The sequence below is a fragment of the Pseudoalteromonas sp. SIMBA_162 genome (genome assembly GCF_046535955.1).
GTDB classification, from domain to species: domain Bacteria; phylum Pseudomonadota; class Gammaproteobacteria; order Enterobacterales; family Alteromonadaceae; genus Pseudoalteromonas; species Pseudoalteromonas marina.
The window spans coordinates 1-18,186 of sequence record NZ_JAWJBQ010000005.1 but is presented as its reverse complement, the minus strand read 5'-3'; the positions used below and the strand labels follow the sequence as shown (position 1 = coordinate 18,186).

Here is an 18,186-nt window from a genome sequence, read left to right as displayed (position 1 = left end):
TGTATTAAAAGTGTTTTTTTAGACTCTGGTAAAGTGCTTTGTATGCGGTGTATTGCTGTGCGTAAAAGTCTTGCATGATTGGGTCTGGCTCAATGGTTTGCGTTACTTTGCCGTTAACACACACTTGTTGTGCAGAGAGTTGTGTTACTGCTATTCGGGCAAGTCTTGCTGCGCCAAATGCGGGACCAACTTCTGAGCCTTCTCGGTAAATTAGGGGGCGGTTAAGTACGCTTGCGATGATTTTTCCCCACAGTGGGCTTTTAGCGCCACCACCAATAACGGTTACATCGTCAATTTGTGCGCCGGCATCAAGCAGTACTTGTTGGCCATCGGCAAAGGCAAAAGCAACGCCCTCCAGTACTGCACGTCCAAGGGCAGCTGCATCGGTATCACTGTCTAAACCAAAAAACACGCCTTTGGCATCGGGGTTATTATGCGGTGTACGTTCGCCAGTTAAATAGGGTAAAAATATCACTGAACTTGGTTTGCTAAAGTCGCATTTACTCACTTGTTCAAGAAGTGCGCCTTCGTTTTCAAAACCGGTTAATTGAGTAACCCAGGTTAAACAGCTTGCTGCGCTTAATACCACTGACATTTGGTGCCAGGTGTTTTCAATACAATGACAAAAAGTATGTACAGCACCTTCAGGGTTAGGGAGGTATTTTTCGTTGGCAACAAAGTAAACGCCCGACGTGCCTAACGATAAAAATGCTTGTTTAGGTTTTACTACGCCAACACCGGCAGCGCCTGCGGCATTATCGCCACCCCCTGCAACAACGGGGACTTGCTCCATTCCCCATTCTTCAGCAACTTGGGCTGTTAATTTGCCTGTAATCTGTGTGCCTTCATATAGGGTAGGCATGTGTTGCGCTGTTAAGTCGCAAGCACTAAGCATTTTTTGAGACCATGCTCTTTTTTCTACGTCTAGCCATAATGTGCCTGCAGAGTCAGACATATCTGATGCAAAATCACCGGTCATTAAAAAGCGTAGGTAGTCTTTTGGTAATAATACTTTGGCTACTTTTGCAAAGTTTTCTGGCTCAAACTCTTTTAACCACACCAATTTAGGTGCAGTAAAACCAGGCATTGCTATGTTGCCGGTAATATTACGAGAATTTGGTTCGCGTTTCTCAAGCTCTACACATTGCGCTGCGCTGCGCCCGTCGTTCCATAAAATGGCGGGGCGAATAATATTATTGTTTTTATCAAGCAGCGTAGCGCCATGCATTTGCCCAGAAAGGCCTACTGCCTTTACTGATTTTAGTAATGCAGAGTGAGTATTTTTAAGCTCCTCAATTGCACTACATGTTGCAAGCCACCAATCTGTAGGGTTTTGCTCAGAAAAAAGTGGTGCAGGGCGTGAAACGCTTAAAGATCGACTTGCTTGAGCAAGCAATTGATCTTGCTCGTCTAAAATAATTACTTTTACACCTGAAGTGCCTAAATCTATACCAAGATACATAATTGATGTACTTAAATGTTGCTTTAGTGTTAGCGCTAACATAATTGATTTAATATTGTTAAGTCAAGCTAGTTTTTAAAGTATGCTTTATAATTAACATTTAAGTTTGTTACATAGTTAGTGATGAATTTCAGAAGTCAAAAAATAAATTAAGGGAATAAATTTTAAATTATTGGCGAAAGACAATCTAAATTCATTATATTTTCAAGGGCTAGAGCAAAAGGCCATTAATTTATTCAAAATTAAATGTAATATGCTGTTCGGGTTTATTTTTAAGTGTGTTAATGAAAAGGTATTTGTTGTATTTTTACTGACTTTGTTGTCGCTAACATCTGATATTATTATTTTGATTCTGTATTAATAGTAATTATTTAAAACACAATGCAAACAATATTAGACTTCGCCATTATGTATAATAAAAAATTAAAGTTAATTATAATAACCGATTGATTGTGAGTAGGTAATAAGAAATGGCCGACCTTAAAAGAGCAAGAATACAAGATGTAGCCGAAAAGGCGGGCGTATCAATGATGACGGTTTCGCGCGTGCTCAACCAAGACAAAAAAGTAAGCGACAAAACCCGCGAAAAAGTAATGACGATTGTCGAGCAATTAAACTACAGACCTAATGTGTCAGCTAGGCGCCTAGCTAGTACTAAGTCATTCTTTCTAGGACTGCTGTACGATAATCCAAGTGACTCTTACATAAGCCAGTTTTTATTGGCAGCACTTAAAAAATGCCGCGCATTGGGCTATCACCTTGTTGTTGACGAAGCGCATACCGATATTGACAAAACAATTGAATCGGTAAAGCAACTTATTGATGTTACACAGGTTGATGGCATGATTTTACTGCCTCCAATGTGTGACAACGAACAGGTTTTAGATGTACTAACTAAAGCAAATGTTCCATTTGTAAGAATAACGCCAGATACAAAATTAAATCGCTCCCCTTATATATGCATGGACGATTACCAAGCGGCGTTTGATGTTACAGAGCATTTAATAAATCAAGGGCATAGCAAAATTGCACATATTATTGGTGACACTAAACAAGGTGTAAGCCGTTTACGTTACCAGGGCTATTTAGATGCATTGCGCTCTAATAAAATAATAACGCCACCTGAGTATATAGAGCAGGGCAGTTTTACCTATCAATCGGGTATGGAAGCGGCAATGAATTTACTTTCGCTTGATGATAAACCTACAGCTATTTTTGCTGCAAACGATGATATGGCAGCCGCCGTGATCTCAATAGCTCAAAAACAAGGCATTAATATTCCAAGCGAACTGTCGGTTGTTGGTTTTGATGACACGCAACTTGCAACCATAGTGTGGCCAAATATTTCTACGGTAAAACAGCCCATTAATGAAATGGCTGAGCTTGCGATTACTTTACTTGCATCGGGTCAGTATAACGATTTAAGCAATGTAAAAAGCGTAGACTTAAGGCATATTTTAGATTTTGAACTAATAGAAAGAGAATCAAGCTCAGCCAATAAAAACAACTAAATAAGCGATTATTTAGTATTATGTAGACGATTTAGAAAATTTGCTTAAAGTTAGTGTTAATACTTTTTTATGAGGTTCAATCAAAAAGAAGGCAATGCGTCTAATCAATTAACAGAATAGACGCAAAGGGTTGTAGTTCTAAGTTAAATAATTCATGACGGTAAAATTATACGTTTTCTAGTTTCGTTCCTTTGGTTTCAGTTACTAAATAAATAACAAAAAGTACTGATATAAAAGCAAAAAAAGCATAGAGCGAATACGCAAGTGCAAGCCCTCCGCCAGCTAGCAGTATCGGAAAGGTCATGGTGACTAAAAAGTTAGCGAGCCATTGAGCAAGTCCTGCAACCCCTAAGCCTAATCCCCTTATGTTATTTGGAAATATCTCGCCGAGCATTACCCACATTACTGGACCCCATGAAAGATTAAAAAAGAATACATATAAGTTGGCCTGTACAAGTGCGGTAAAGCCCCAGTCGCCAAGTTGTAATTGTCCTTGAGGGTCTATAGTGCCGTTAGAAAATGCAAGGACTAAACCGACAAGTGAGAAGGTCATGCCTATTGATCCAATTAGTAAAAATGGCTTTCTGCCTATTTTATCTATAAGCGATAAGGTAATGAAACAGGCTACCAAGCTGATTACGCCACTAATAATATTGATAAAAAGCGCATCTGATTCTGAAAAGCCAACTGCTTGCCAGAGTACTGCTCCGTAATAAAACACCACATTAATACCGACTAGTTGCTGTAGTATGGCAAGCCCAATTGAAATATAAACTACAGGTTTTAGGCTAAAAGTACCTGTCTGAAATAAGTTAGTTATTTTTGTTCTTTCGCTGTTACCTAATGACTGCCTAATTTCTTCCCACATTGACTTGGCGTTTTTAGCACCAAATAACTGTGATAAAGTTTTCAAGCCTGCTTGTTGTTTGTTTTTCATTGCTAAAAAACGCGGGCTTTCTGGAATAAAAAGTAAAGTGACTAAGAACATAGTTGCAGGAACTAGCTCTATCCAAAACATCCATCGCCACGTATCAAAGCCAAACCAAAGTACGTCGGTGGAGTTACCAGATATTTGTACTAATGAATAGTTACTTAAAAAAGAGAAAAATAGTCCTAGAATAATAGCAATTTGCTGAATAGAAGTAAGCGTGCCACGTAAACGTGCTGGGGCAATTTCGCTTATATAAGCAGGTGTTATTATAGAGGCTGCACCTACTGCTAACCCACCAATTAAGCGATAAATTATAAACTCTCCCGACGCCCCTGCAATGCCTGAACCCCATGCACTGATAATAAAAAGAACAGCGGTCGCAAGTAATACCTTTTTACGACCAAAATGGTCGGCACTTTTACCTGCTATTAATGCACCAATAGCACAGCCTAAAAGCATACTTGCTACATTAAATCCTGTTACTACATTGTCTGAGTTAAAAGCACCTATAAGCCCATCAACTGTGCCATTAATTACACCGCTATCAAAGCCAAATAAAAAACCACCAATCGCAGCTACGCACGCAATAAAAAATATACGTAGCAAATTCTCATTTTCATTATTTGCTAATTTAATAGATGCACCACTGAGTGTGGGATCTGTTGCTGTATTTTCCATTTTATATTTCCTAAATTTTTATTATTTTTATAAAACAATGTTAGTCACTGTAAATTTATCTTTTGGTATTTTAATACCCTGTCCAGAGCCTACTGTTATAATTAAGCGTCCTTTGTAGGCAACGGCAATGCCTTGCTCATTAATATAAGAGAGTTTATTTTTAGGAATAGTAAATTTAATATCGTTTTTCGATTCGTTTTTTAGGGTAATGTGTTTAAAGCCCACTAATTGCTTATTTGGTGTTTTTATCGGCGCATCAGGCATAGAGACATAAACTTGAACAACATCGTCAGCTGAAAAACTACTTTGGTTAGTAATTGTTGTTGTTAGGTTTAAATCTCCTGAGTCTGCGCTTATTGAATGACGTGTGTTTTTGTATTTCAAGTCAGCATAACTTAAGCCAAAACCAAACGGGTAAAGTACCTCACCTTCATAGTACTTATAGGTACGGTTTTTCATTGAATAATCTTTGAAGTCAGGTAGATCAGATACAGACTTGTAAAATGTAATGGGTAATTTACCTGATGGGCTATAGTCGCCGTAAAGTAGGTTTACTAGGGCACTTCCGGCCGCTTCACCTGGATAGAAACCTTGGATAATTGCGTCAATATTTTCGTTTTCCCAATTTAATGCCATTGCACTACCGCTCATATTTACAAGTACGATAGGTTTTCCTGTCTGCTTTAGCTTTTTGAGCAAATTAAGTTGGCTTTTAGGTAAATTAATATTGGTGCGATCACCATGAGAGAACCCGTCTATTTGCAGTGGCATTTCTTCACCTTCAAGATTAGCACTAATGCCTCCTACAAATACAATTACATCCGCTTCATTAGCATTACTGAGTGCTTGTTGTGTAAGCCCTTGAGGGTTTTTCAACCAAGTAAGACTAGCCGTTGGATTAATAACGTTACTATGCCAATAGTGGTTAAATTTAGATTCAGCGTTTAGCTCGTAACTTTGATTTTTTTCAAGTGTTATAGCGCCATTTACGCTCTGGCCATTAAGTGTGAAATCAACGTTGTTTGATTTAAAATGATACTCAGCAGTTTCTTGGGGTTTAATGATTCCTGTCCATTTTACGGCAAATTCTTGTTCTATAGAGTTGTCAATAGGAGAGCGCTCCCAGCTAAAATCTAGGTTTTTTTCTATTTGACGCTTTACAGGTTGGCGGTCAAAATTACTTGAAGGATAGTATTGTGCAATTAATCCTGGTTGCATTTGATTATTATGATCTAGATGAAAAAAGTGCTTTGCTTCAATAGGCTGGTAATGTGTATAAACTTCACCGGTAATACTTGAGCCTGCAGTATACGTAAGGTTATTTTTGCCTAAACGTTGTTCAAGTGCTAGTTTAGGTGTTATTGGAACTATTGGCATGCCATTGTAGTTGCCTAACAAAATAGCTTCGTTATCAGCATTTGGACCTATAAGGGCTATTTTTTCATTTCCCTTTAATGGTAGTACTTGCTCATTTTTTAAAAGTACTAATGATTTTTGAGCTGCTTCTTGTGTTAAAGCTAAATGTTTATTAGAGCCTACAACATCTATAGAAGTGTCTGAATATGGTACATTTTCGGGGTTATCAAACATGCCAAGTTTAAAGCGGGCATACATCAACCGTTTTAAGGCTTTATCAACATCTTTTTCTTCTACTAAACCTTCTTTTACTGCTTGCGTTAAATAACTGTATGTATTGCCATGGTGGTCACCGCAATTTAAGTCAGTACCGGTTTTAAGCGCCATCGCCGCTGCTTTTGCCTCAGTATTTACGATGTTATGTGACTTTACATCGTAAAAATCTGCAATAGCACCACAGTCCGATACAATATAGCCATCAAAATTAAATTCATCCCTTAGTTTATTTTGAATAAGTTCGTCGTTTCCACAAGCCGGCGTGCCATTTACGCTATTGTAAGCACACATTACAGATGCAACTTTTGTTTGTGCAATGACATCTTTGAATGCAGGGAGGTAGGTTTCAGCTAAGTCTTTCTCGGATGCTGTATAGTCGTCGCTATGCCTTGAAACTTCTGGGCCACTATGTACTGCATAGTGCTTAAGTGTTGCAACTGATTTTAAATATTCAGCATTGTCGCCTTGCAAACCATTTATAAAATTAACTGCAATTCGCGTTGTTAAGTATGGATCTTCACCGTAAGTTTCTTGTCCGCGTCCCCATCGTGGATCTCTAAATATATTAATATTTGGCGACCAATAGGTAAGGCCTGTGTACATAGAACGGTTATTTTCTTCTAAAAAAGCATGATGTTTAGCTCTGCCTTCATCAGAAATTGCGGTACCAACTCTTAACATCAAGTCTTCATCAAATGTAGCAGCAAGACCAATTGCTTGCGGGAAAACTGTTGCTTTCCCCGCTCTTGCAACACCATGCAGCGCCTCGTTCCACCAATTGTATTCTGGTATGTTTAATCGCTCAATTGCTGGGGATTTATCAAATAGTTGAGCAACTTTCTCCTCTAATGTAAGCCTTGTTACTAAATCGTTTACGCGCTCATCAATAGAGGCTGATTCGTTTAAATACAGTGGAGGGGTCTGTGTTGATTGTTCATCTTTAGCGCAGCCTACTAATACAGCAAATGCTGTAAGTACAAAAAGACTTTTTATATTTTTATTAACCATTGTTATCAACTCTTTATTTGTGTGTGATAAAAATAAATTAACAAAGGAAATTATTAACGTCGTCTAAGTGTAAGTTAAATATGAATTTGAACGTATAGATACACGTATTAACGTAAATTTATACATCTCTTAAAGATAAAAATAGTTAATTTTGTTAATATATTGTTTATTTTAAGTTTTATTTTATAAGCTTTTGATTCTCATGGTTAATATATCAAGATGACAGTATTTAAACTCAGCGTCATGTTCAAATAAAAACTAATTTTGGCGTTCAAATAGATGTATTTGTGGTTAGTTAGGCGATTTTACCCGCTATTTATCTGATTCTAGCTTTGCATGATAACCACACACACTAAAAGGGTTGAAATTTAAAAAATACGATCAGTACTTTTTGAACTTCAATGAGGGAAATTAGAATGATAAAAAAACAGAACAGTACATTTAAGCTGTCCGTAATTGCATCTGCGATTATTGCAACGTCTTTATCCGGCAACCTATATGCAGCTCAAGAAGATGACAAAAAAAAACAACAAGACGAAGATATTGAAGTAGTAATAGTTCAAGGAACACGTTCAAATTTAATCAATGCACAGAATATGAAACGTGAAGCTGAAACCGTTCTTGATGCTATATCTGCAAAAGATATTGGGTCTCTACCGGATAGAAGCGTCCTTGAGGCAATAACCCGTTTACCGGGTGTTTCTATTGAACGATTTGCTGCTGCAAACGATCCTGATCACTACGGCGTTGAGGGAAGCGGTGTTGTTGTTAGAGGATTAACGCACACACGAAGCGAGTTTAACGGTCGTGATACGTTTACTGCCGATTCAGGGCGAGGGTTAAGTTTCCAGGATGTTCCACCTGAATTAATGGGTTCTGTTGAGCTGTTTAAAAATCAGTCGGCAGATATGATAGAGGGCGGCATTGCAGGCACGGTGAATCTAGTGACGCGAAAACCTTTTGATGCAGAAGGGCGTGTAGTTGCTTTTACACTAGATGCTAGTTACAGCGAATTTGCAGACGAAACAACGCCGTCATTTTCTGGCTTATACAGCGATATATTTGATTTAGATGCTGGCAGATTCGGTGTACTCGTTAATTACTCGAACTCCGAGTTAAAAGCGCGATCGGATGGCGCCCAAATAGGTCGGTACGAGCCACAAAACGAGTTAGTTAATGGGCAAGCAATTTTTGCTCCTCGTACAACGCGTTTGACACGAAAAGAAGATGATAGAAAAAGGGAAGGTTTTGCTGGTGCGCTTCAGTTTGAAAACGAAAGCAAAACCCTTTTGGCCACTGCTCAATTTATACGTTCTGATTCGTCATTAGCATGGACTGAGCATGCGATTGAGATGGCGGATGATGCTGTAATTAATGACTTAGTTGCCTTAGAAGGCACTGAGTTTGAAGTAACAGATCAAGGCTTATTTGAATCAGGTTTCATTACATCAAATGCGGGTTGGCGCGGAAACGATGCGCAGCGACAACCATCTGGAGAGTTTGGTGCACAGCATGCCATGGTTACTCGCTTTAGAGAGCAAGATAATTTAGTTGACGATTATGGCTTTAATCTTAAATATCGACCAAACGATTCATGGTCGTTCAATTTTGACGCCCAATACGTTGAATCTACCTCTGAAATTTTTGATTTTTCGATTATGGGAGCAACAAGAGCTGTAGTCGGTATAGAGCAAAACGGTGATGATTTACCCGATATTACATTATTAGACCCAGCCAATAGCGGCGACACTGGTTTTTTCACTGATCCAAATAATTATTTTTGGCGCAGTGCTATGGATCATATCTCTGATAATGAAGGTGATGAAGTTGCTTTTGCTGCTGACACACAATATACATTTGATAGTGGCTTTTTTACCAGTGTTAAAGTAGGCGCTCGGTATGCTAAACGCGACCAAACAACACGCCAATCTACTTATAATTGGGGTTGGTTATCTGAAGCATGGGCTGGCAATGGTAATGCATGGTTTGATGCAGAAGGTGATGAGCTAGGTGCAAGCTTAAACAATAGCTATGAGCAATTTACATTTGATAATTTTGCTAGAGGGGGGGTACTCAATGTTGCATCTGAGGGCGCTTTTTTATTTCCTAGCGAATCATTAGTTAGAGATTACGCTAATGCTGAATCAGCGTTTGCATCTCTGTCGCCAAATTGGCAGCGTTTATCAAGTCGTGGGGACGCAATAGGTAACTTCTTAAATAACGAGATTAATGAAACCTCTGAAATAAATAATGCTTTTTACATCAAGGGTAATTTTGAAGGTGAATTAGGCAGCATGTTTTACAGCGGTAATGTAGGACTTCGTTATGTAAAAATTAAAAATGAAACTGATGGTTTTTTAACATTTCCAGATACAGTGGGTGACGTTAATGACCCATCAGACCCCGATAACTTTTTACCATCTGAACAAGCCGCCTTTGGTAATGCTGGATTTACTGAGCAAACAGCAAGCAGTGAATATACTAATATTTTGCCAAGCTTAAACGTTAAACTTAATTTAAAAGACGATTTAATTTTGCGATTTGGTTTTTCAGAAGCCATTGCATTACCTGATTTAGGAAACTTAAGAAACTTTGTAAGCATAACACCGGAAGATTTGGTGATTACTTATGATGAAAGCTCAAGTGATAGACAAATTACAGACGCTCGTTATTCTCGTTATACGGCAAATTCAGGCAATCCATTCTTAAAACCAATGGAGTCGTATAACTACGACTTAGCGCTTGAATGGTATTTTTCTGAGGGAGTGGGGTCACTTACAACATCATTTTTCTATAAAGACATGAGTAACTACTTTATCAATGGTTCAGTGGATAGAGAATTTACTAATAATGGCGCAACACAGGTGGTACAAGTAAACGGTGCTACCAATGGTGATGAAGGTTCTGTGCAAGGGTTTGAACTGGCTTACCAGCAGTTTTACGACTTTTTACCTGGTGCCTTTAGTGGCATTGGTATGCAATTTAACTATACCTATATCGAGGAAGAAGGATCGCCAAATGCAGGGCTATCGCCAGATAAACCTGACTCAACAGAAGGCGATAATGTGGCATTTGAAGGATTACCTCTTGAAGGGCTTTCTAAGGATAATATCAATTTAGTCGCTATGTATGAAAAGTACGGTGTTAATGCGCGTTTGGCATACAATTGGCGTTCTGAATATTTATTAACAAGTAAAGACGTTATAACGCAGCTTCCCATTTATAATGAGGCTGGAGGCCAACTTGATGGGTCTGTCTTTTATAATATCACTGAATCGTTTCAATTAGGTCTGCAAGCCACTAATTTAACTAACGAGGTTGCCAGAACTTCAATGCAAATAGACAATGATGGCAATCGAGCTTCTCGCTCTTGGTTTGCCAATGAGCGAAGGTTTAGCATTATTTTGAAAGGTAATTTTTAACCCTCTTAATAAAAGCACGCGTTATTTTTTATTTCGCGTGCTTTATTTTTTTTAGGTAAACATTATGAATGATGCAAATAATATAAAATCGATTGTTATTGTAGGTGGTGGTTCAGCAGGTTGGATGACCGCCTCTGCGTTAGCGAAGGTAATTGGCTGCGATAATTGTCAAATCACTTTAGTGGAGTCTGCAGACATAGGTACCGTGTCAGTAGGTGAGGCTACAATTCCACAAATTCAATTATTTAATACCATACTTGATATAGATGAATCTGAGTTTATACGTTTTACTAATGCGACGTTTAAATTAGGTATAGAATTTATAGATTGGAAAGAAAAAGGACACCGTTATTTTCACCCATTTGGAAATTATGGCACTAATATGGAGGCACTGCCTTTTCATCATTTTTGGTTGAAAATGCAAAATGAGCCAGCGTTTTCAAACTTATCTAACTACTCACTTGCATCGGTTGGTGCGTACGCAAATAAATTTATGCATCCGTCAACTCAGCAAAATAGCCCATTGGCAGGTATTAATTATGCCTACCATTTTGACGCAACTCTTTATGCTAAATTTTTAAGAAATTATGCCACAAGCAGAGGAGTGTGTCGTATTGAGGGCAAGGTTGACGAGGTAAACCTAAACCCAGTTTCAGGGGAAATTGAATCGTTAGTTCTTAATGATAATACGGTATTAGATGGTGATTTATTTATCGATTGCTCTGGTTTCAAGGGCTTATTAATTGAGCAGGCTCTGAAAACTGGATACGAGGATTGGACTCATTTATTACCGTGTAATAAAGCTATTGCAACGCCGTGTTTATCAAAAAAGGCACTTAACCCTTATACTCAGTCTACAGCACAAAGTGCAGGTTGGACGTGGCGAATACCACTGCAAAACCGAGTAGGTAATGGGTATGTATATTCAAGTGAATTTATGAGCGATGATAAAGCACACGCTTTACTTTTAAATACAATTGAATCTGAAGCTTTAGCAGATATTAACCAGCTGCAATGGGTAACGGGTATGCGCAAAAAGAGTTGGAATAAAAACTGTATCGCTATTGGTTTATCAGCAGGTTTTGTAGAACCGTTAGAATCAACCGGTCTGCATTTGATTCAATCGGCGATAGCAAAATTAATGACATTATTCCCTAGTAAAGACTTTACACAGTGTGATATTGATTTATTTAATCAGCAAACTGAGACGGAATATCATCGTATACGTGATTTTATTATTTTACATTATAAACTAACAAATAGAGATGACAGTGAGTTTTGGCGTTATTGCAAAAACATAGAAATGCCTGATTCGTTGAAGCAAAAAATAGAGATGTTTAGTGAAAACGGGCGTATTTTTAGACATGATAATGAGCTGTTTAACGAAACATCTTGGCTTGCAGTCATGCATGGTCAAGGGATTAAACCTAAAAGCTATCATCCATTGGTTGATAGGCTATCCCGAGATGAAATAAAGCGTAGGCTTAAAAATATAGAGTCGGTTATTAGCCGCTCTGCTGATGTTATGCCTGATCATGAGGCGTATATTTTAAAAAACTACACGCGCTAGCTTTAGGGGTTTAACTCGAATTTTTGTTTTGGCTTTCCCAGTATTCTTTTCTAAATTGAGTGGGTGTTACGCCCACAAGTTTTTTAAAAAATGTATTGAAAGTTGCTTTGCTGTTAAATCCTGCTTTATCCATAATGTCTAACATGGTCACTGTTTTATTTTCTTCTAAAAGTAACAGCCGTTTACTTTCTTCAACTCTGTAATAATTTATAAACTCAAAAAAGTTTTTACCAAAGTGCCTATTAATTATAGATGACAGATTTCTCGATCCCATACTTAACTGACTTGCTAGGTTATCAAGTGTGAGTAAATGGTTTAAATAAGGCTTATTTTGCAGCAAATAGGTTTCAATTTTTTGTATTTTTTCGGGTTCAAAGGAATCTGGAGCTTTATGTTGTTCAGCTGTTAGTTCATCGTCAATACCCTGAAATATTCTTGAATGACCTGCACTAAAGTAGATTAAACTTGTGATTAATAAAAGAATTGCATAATTAGCTGTAAGCCCAAGTAATTCATGGTCAACTAGAATACCTATCTCGTAAGACATAATAATACCCAAAGAGACAAATATTGAATTTAGGTGCACAACTAAAAAACCAATCACAAGGAATTTAAGCCAAGTTAGGTCGACACTCTCAAGCTCTGCAAACTCATTTTTAATGTTTTTTTGGTATTTTTGTAACTCTAAAAAACATAAAACGCTAATTGAAAATCGAAAGCACTCCCGAAAAAAATAAATAGCTCGGTCAATAAATGCTGTGGTTTCAATTGTGTCATTTTTAAGTACATTTAATTTGATGCTATTTTCTATCATAAGCCAATCAACAGTGAAATAAGCGGCATAAAAAATGAATGGTATGAATAATAGCGAATCGTGTTTTTTTAGCTGATAATTTTTGTTAACTAACGATTTGATATAAAGCAGAAGCAAAGGGACTTCCAACCAAAAAGCTAATCCAAATGTGTAAAATAGATTTGGGGATAGACTCAACGCAAACGCTCGAAATGCCTCACCAAAGTTAATAAGGTTATCCGTAGGAATTGCAGCTTGAGTTAATAAAAAGCAGGCAAGTAAATAGTTACTAAGTTTATTACCCTTTTTTAATGTTACTAAAAATACACTAAATGATAAGCATATAAAAATGGTAAAAATTAAAGCGAGATCGTGAGTGTTAAAAAGTACTTCTTTCACAATTTAATACACCTTTATTAAAATTTTTGTTTGGTACACGTGTGTTCTCATTGTCGTTGTATGTTATCTAATAATCTTTAATATTTGAAATAGCCGGGCGTTCAAATAGAGTAAATTGCGTGCATTTATACGCTTAAAACCTCTATTTGAACGACATTATGCTGCATTTGTTATAAAACTGTTTGCCACACTAACAAAGTATCAGGTTATTAGATTAATGAAATTAACTTATTCTTCATTTTTACTTGGCTCTTTTATGAGCTTTGCGTCTGTTAACACAGTTGCTAAAAACGATATAACACTTTGGCCAACTCTTGAACCAGCAATAAAAAAAAATGCAGAGTTGGAAACACGTATTACTCATTTAATAAGCCAAATGTCACTAGAACAAAAAGTGGGACAAATGGTACAAGCAGAAATAACCTGGGTAACGCCTCAAGATGTAAAAAAATATCATTTAGGATCGGTTTTGAATGGTGGTGGAACATTTTTACACAATAACCGTAATGCGAGTGTATCTGATTGGGTGTCTTTTATGGACGAGCTTTATTTAGCCTCAATGGATACATCACAAGGCGGTTTAGCTATTCCCGTTACATATGGCATTGATGCAGTACACGGCAATAACAAATTTATTGGTGCTACTTTATATCCACATAACATTGGTTTAGGTGCAACACGTAACCCAGATTTAATTTATAAAATTGGAGAAGCAACAGCGAAAGAAGTATTACTTGCAGGTATAGACTGGACATTTGCCCCAACACTTGCCGTTGCAAGGGATGATCGATGGGGGAGAACCTACGAAAGTTATTCTGAAGACCCTGAAATAGTTGCCAGCTATGCAAAAGAGATGATTGAAGGCCTTCAGGGGAAAGTAAACACAGCTAACTTTTTAGATGACGATCATATTTACTCTACCGCAAAGCATTGGGTCGGTGACGGAGGCACTTATCAAGGCATTGATCAAGGTGACAACCAAGAAAGTGAAAGTGATTTAATTAAAAATCATGCGGCGGCATATTTGCCAGCTCTTAAAGCAGGTGTGCAAAGTATAATGGCCTCTCATAATATGTGGAATGGCTTGCGCTTACACGGCAGCAAATATCTCCTTACCGATGTTTTGAAAACGCGACTTGGTTTTGATGGTTTTATAGTGGGTGATTGGAATTCGCACAGTAAAATACCCGGATGTAGCAATGATAGCTGTCCGCAGGCTGTTAATGCCGGACTAGACATGTTTATGGTTGTAGAAGATTGGAAGGCTTTTATAGGTAATACAGTAGAGCAGGTTAAAGATGGAATTATCCCTGTTGAACGTATAGACGATGCAGTTAGGCGTATTTTACGCGTTAAAATACGTTCGGGGCTATTCGATAAAGGGCTTCCATCAACACGTAAATATGCTAACCAAAAACAGTTATTAGGTGCTCCTGAGCACAAAGCAATTGCTAGGCAAGCAGTTAGAGAATCGTTAGTGTTGTTGAAAAATAATAATAACCTTTTACCACTTAACCCAAATAGTGAGGTATTAATTGCGGGTGATGGTGCTGAAAATATGAGTAAGCAAACGGGTGGTTGGACAATTAACTGGACAGGCGAAGGTAATGTTAAATCTGATTTTCCAGGGGGAACGTCAATTTTTGATGGTATAAAGCAAGCGGTAAACAAAGCGGGCGGCAATGCAGTGCTAAGCCCTGATGGTAGTTTTGATGTAAAACCAGATGTTGCCATTGTTGTGTTTGGTGAAAATCCGTATGCAGAGTGGATTGGCGATCTAAAATCAATTGCTTATCAGGCTCATTCTCACCGTGACGCCAAATTAATCGAGTCATTAAAATCACAAGGTATAAAAGTTGTATCGGTGTTTTTATCGGGCAGACCTTTATGGGTAAACAGAGAAATCAATGCATCAGATTCGTTTGTAGCAGCTTGGCTACCTGGTAGTGAAGGTGTTGGTGTAGCTGATGTTTTGTTTAAAGATAATGAGGGCAATATTCAATTTGATTTTAAAGGTAAGCTTTCCTTTTCATGGCCTAAATATGCATCACAAGTTGTATTAAATCGTTACGATGAAAACTATGATCCACTTTTTGCATATGGATTTGGGTTAACCTATAAAGATAATGTGATGCTTAATAAATTAAGTACAAAGAATGACTTTATTTTTGAAACACCTGTCAACACCCCTTATCAAATAATGCAAGGAAGAGCGAAAGGGGACTGGAATTATCAATTGCAGTCGGGTGGACAAACAAAAGACATCCACACGCCATCAGGAAATATTAAAGGCTTAACGATGATTGAAGCCGATAAAAATATTCAAGGTGATGCAAAAGAATTTACGTGGAGTGGTGCTAATAATGCTTCTGTACTGATTAGCTCATCCTGGTACCGAGAAGATCTATCTCAATATTTGATCAATAAAAGCGCGCTAACGTTTGATGTGAGAGTCGAAACCCCTCCTAGAAATGAACTTTATGTTCAAATGGGATGCGCAAAAGGTAAATGCGCAGAGCTGAATATTTCGCCCATGCTAAAAGAGTTTAAATTGAACACCTGGAATACCGTTTCTATAGATTTATTATGCTTTGCTAAAAGTGGAGTGGAGTTTGAACGCTCGAGTGCCCCCTTTGTGTTAACAAGCGAAGGCGCAGCTAAAATACGAATTGCTAATGTTCAATTTGAACCCAATGCGCAAAAAATGGCCACTTTAAAGTGCAGTGAATAATAAACAAGAGCACTTATTATAACTCAATAGCAAGTGCTCTATTTTTTGCTTCGACATTATTTATACGAAAGGGTCATATGAAACATATTATTTTATCGTTACTGCTACTGAATGTGCTTGCTCTGACCTCTTGCTCGGTATTAGTAAAAAAAAAATCCTAGTAAATTAAGTAAGTTATCCTCAAATCAGCAAATTGCAATTAATCAATTAGGCTACTTAAATAAAAGTGAAAAAATTGCTGCAATACCGAACGTAACAGCTTCGCAATTTAATGTAATTAATGCGAAAACGAACAAGGTGGTTTATACCGCTCAGTTGAGCGCAGCTAAAATATGGACTCTTTCTGGCAATGATGGTCACAAGCTTGCCGATTTTTCTGAAGTTGTCACTTCGGGTCACTATTTTTTGCGTGTAAAGGGTGTTGCAGATTCTTCATTATTTCGAATTAGTGATGATGTTTATGATTCACTTAGTAAAGCCGCTTTAAGATATTATTATTTGAATCGCTCTAGTACTCCTATTGAAGAGAAGTTCGCGGGAATTTATGCAAGACCAATGGGTCATAAAGATGACATTATTGGTTATCATCCTTCTGCTGAGCCAAGGTACAAAGGCAAACGAATAGACTCACAAAAAGGTTGGTATGATGCAGGTGACTATGGCAAGTATGTTGTTAACTCAGGCATTAGCACTTACACATTACTTGCAGCGTTTGAACATTACCCTGATATTTATAAAAAACAAAATTTAAACATACCTGAATCTGAAGATAGCGTTCCTGATATTATAAATGAAGCCCTATGGAATCTTGAATGGCTAATCTCTATGCAAAGCAATGATGGCGGTGTATACCACAAATTAACAACACGCGATTGGCCTGGTTATGAAATGCCACATGAGGATAAACGCCTACGCTTAATGATAGGCAAATCAACAGCAGCAAGTTTGAACTTTGCAGCTACGCTTTCCATGGCCAGCCGGGTGATTGAACCTTACTACCCCAATAAGAGTAAGCAATATTTAAAGGCAGCTATAAAAGCATGGCGTTGGGCGCTTTTAAACCAAACGCAATATTATGTGCAACCAATTGATATTAAAAGCGGTGAGTATGGAGATCAGTACTTAAAGGATGAGTTTGCTTGGGCCGCTGCAGAGTTATTTATAACAACTAAAAATAAACACTTTTACACTATCTATAAAGAGATAAACATCAATTACACGGCTCCAGCATGGCGAAATGTATCGTACCTTTCTTTAAGTAGTTTGCTGTTTAAAGCAAAGGATTTATTATCTGAAAAAGAATACGCAGCCCTACAAATAAAGCAAAAGCACTTAGCTGATAAATATTTAAACCAACATAAAAGTAGTCCCTACAATGTTGCTATGCAAAAATCTGACTTTGTATGGGGAAGCAACTCAGTCGCGTTAAATAAAGCGATGGTTTTGCTACAAGCCGCTCAGATAAATAAAAATAACGATTATAAAAATGCAGCTCATGGACTTGTCGATTATGTATTAGGGCGAAACCCTACGGGTTACTCTTTTGTTACTGGGTTTGGCACTAAAACACCTTTGTATCCACATCACCGAATTTCACACAGTGATGGTGTGGTTGCTCCTATTCCAGGAATGCTTGTAGGTGGTCCTCATTCAGGCCAGCAAGATAGCTGTAACTACTCATCCAATGAGCCCGCAAAATCATATATTGACGATTGGTGCAGTTTTTCAACAAACGAGGTTGCAATTAATTGGAATGCGCCACTTGTCTATGTACTTGGTTCGCTCTCTGAATAGCAACTTTATAAGTTTTAATTTGCACAACTCAATTGATTCTATTTATTCACCCAAGTAAAGCGTTATAAAAGTAGGGAGAAGTTTTTTGCATTTATATTTTTGAATTGGTACGACTGAGTGGATTCGAACCACCGACCCTTGGGCCGGGTTATTCAGAGTGGGTAGTGCTTTTTTTGAGTTTATATTTTTTGAATTGGTACGACTGAGTGGATTCGAACCACCGACCCTTGGACCGGGTTATTAAGAGTGGGTAGT

The 18,186-nt window shown here is 37.7% G+C and carries 9 protein-coding genes; 5 read left to right on the top strand and 4 right to left on the bottom strand.

The window, feature by feature from the left end; genetic code table 11:
- Nucleotides 1-4: 4 nt before the first annotated feature.
- Nucleotides 5-1,462 carry a xylulokinase gene (gene xylB, locus R0J88_RS04980; RefSeq protein ID WP_410899372.1) on the bottom strand — a complete coding sequence of 486 codons (1,458 nt, stop codon included), beginning with the start codon at nt 1,460-1,462 and terminating at the stop codon, nt 5-7.
- Between the two features lie 470 nt (nt 1,463-1,932).
- Between xylB and R0J88_RS04975 the strand changes: the two genes are divergently transcribed.
- A complete protein-coding gene (locus tag R0J88_RS04975) occupies nt 1,933-2,973 on the top strand; it encodes a LacI family DNA-binding transcriptional regulator (RefSeq protein ID WP_410899279.1) in 1,041 nt (346 codons plus the stop codon).
- Nucleotides 2,974-3,139: 166 nt separating this feature from the next.
- On the opposite strand, the gene R0J88_RS04970 is transcribed toward R0J88_RS04975, so the two are convergent.
- Together R0J88_RS04970 and R0J88_RS04965 are read right to left on the bottom strand one after the other, a co-directional pair.
- Entirely contained in the window at nt 3,140-4,582 is a 1,443-nt protein-coding gene (locus R0J88_RS04970) for a sugar porter family MFS transporter (protein WP_410899278.1), read from the bottom strand.
- Nucleotides 4,583-4,609: 27 nt separating this feature from the next.
- The gene (locus tag R0J88_RS04965; protein WP_410899277.1) at nt 4,610-7,222 is read right to left on the bottom strand and encodes a glycoside hydrolase family 3 C-terminal domain-containing protein; all 2,613 of its coding nucleotides are present in this window, start codon (nt 7,220-7,222) and stop codon (nt 4,610-4,612) included.
- Nucleotides 7,223-7,638: 416 nt separating this feature from the next.
- On the opposite strand from R0J88_RS04965, the gene R0J88_RS04960 reads away from it, so the two are divergent.
- Nucleotides 7,639-10,644, top strand: a complete 3,006-nt coding sequence (locus tag R0J88_RS04960) for a TonB-dependent receptor (protein WP_410899276.1) — start codon at nt 7,639-7,641, stop codon at nt 10,642-10,644.
- A 64-nt stretch (nt 10,645-10,708) separates the two neighbouring features.
- Nucleotides 10,709-12,214 (top strand): tryptophan halogenase family protein, encoded by a 1,506-nt coding sequence (locus R0J88_RS04955; protein WP_410899275.1) that lies wholly within the window; start codon nt 10,709-10,711, stop codon nt 12,212-12,214.
- Nucleotides 12,215-12,224: 10 nt separating this feature from the next.
- On the opposite strand, the gene R0J88_RS04950 is transcribed toward R0J88_RS04955, so the two are convergent.
- A complete protein-coding gene (locus tag R0J88_RS04950) occupies nt 12,225-13,406 on the bottom strand; it encodes a helix-turn-helix domain-containing protein (RefSeq protein WP_410899274.1) in 1,182 nt (393 codons plus the stop codon).
- A gap of 217 nt (nt 13,407-13,623) precedes the next feature.
- On the opposite strand from R0J88_RS04950, the gene R0J88_RS04945 reads away from it, so the two are divergent.
- Together R0J88_RS04945 and R0J88_RS04940 are read left to right on the top strand one after the other, a co-directional pair.
- On the top strand, nt 13,624-16,137 hold the full coding sequence (locus tag R0J88_RS04945) for a glycoside hydrolase family 3 N-terminal domain-containing protein (protein WP_410899273.1): 2,514 nt from the start codon (nt 13,624-13,626) through the stop codon (nt 16,135-16,137).
- Nucleotides 16,138-16,329: 192 nt separating this feature from the next.
- Nucleotides 16,330-17,931: a glycoside hydrolase family 9 protein gene (locus tag R0J88_RS04940; protein WP_410899371.1), complete on the top strand. Its 1,602-nt coding sequence runs from the start codon at nt 16,330-16,332 to the stop codon at nt 17,929-17,931.
- The last annotated feature ends 255 nt before the right edge of the window (nt 17,932-18,186 follow it).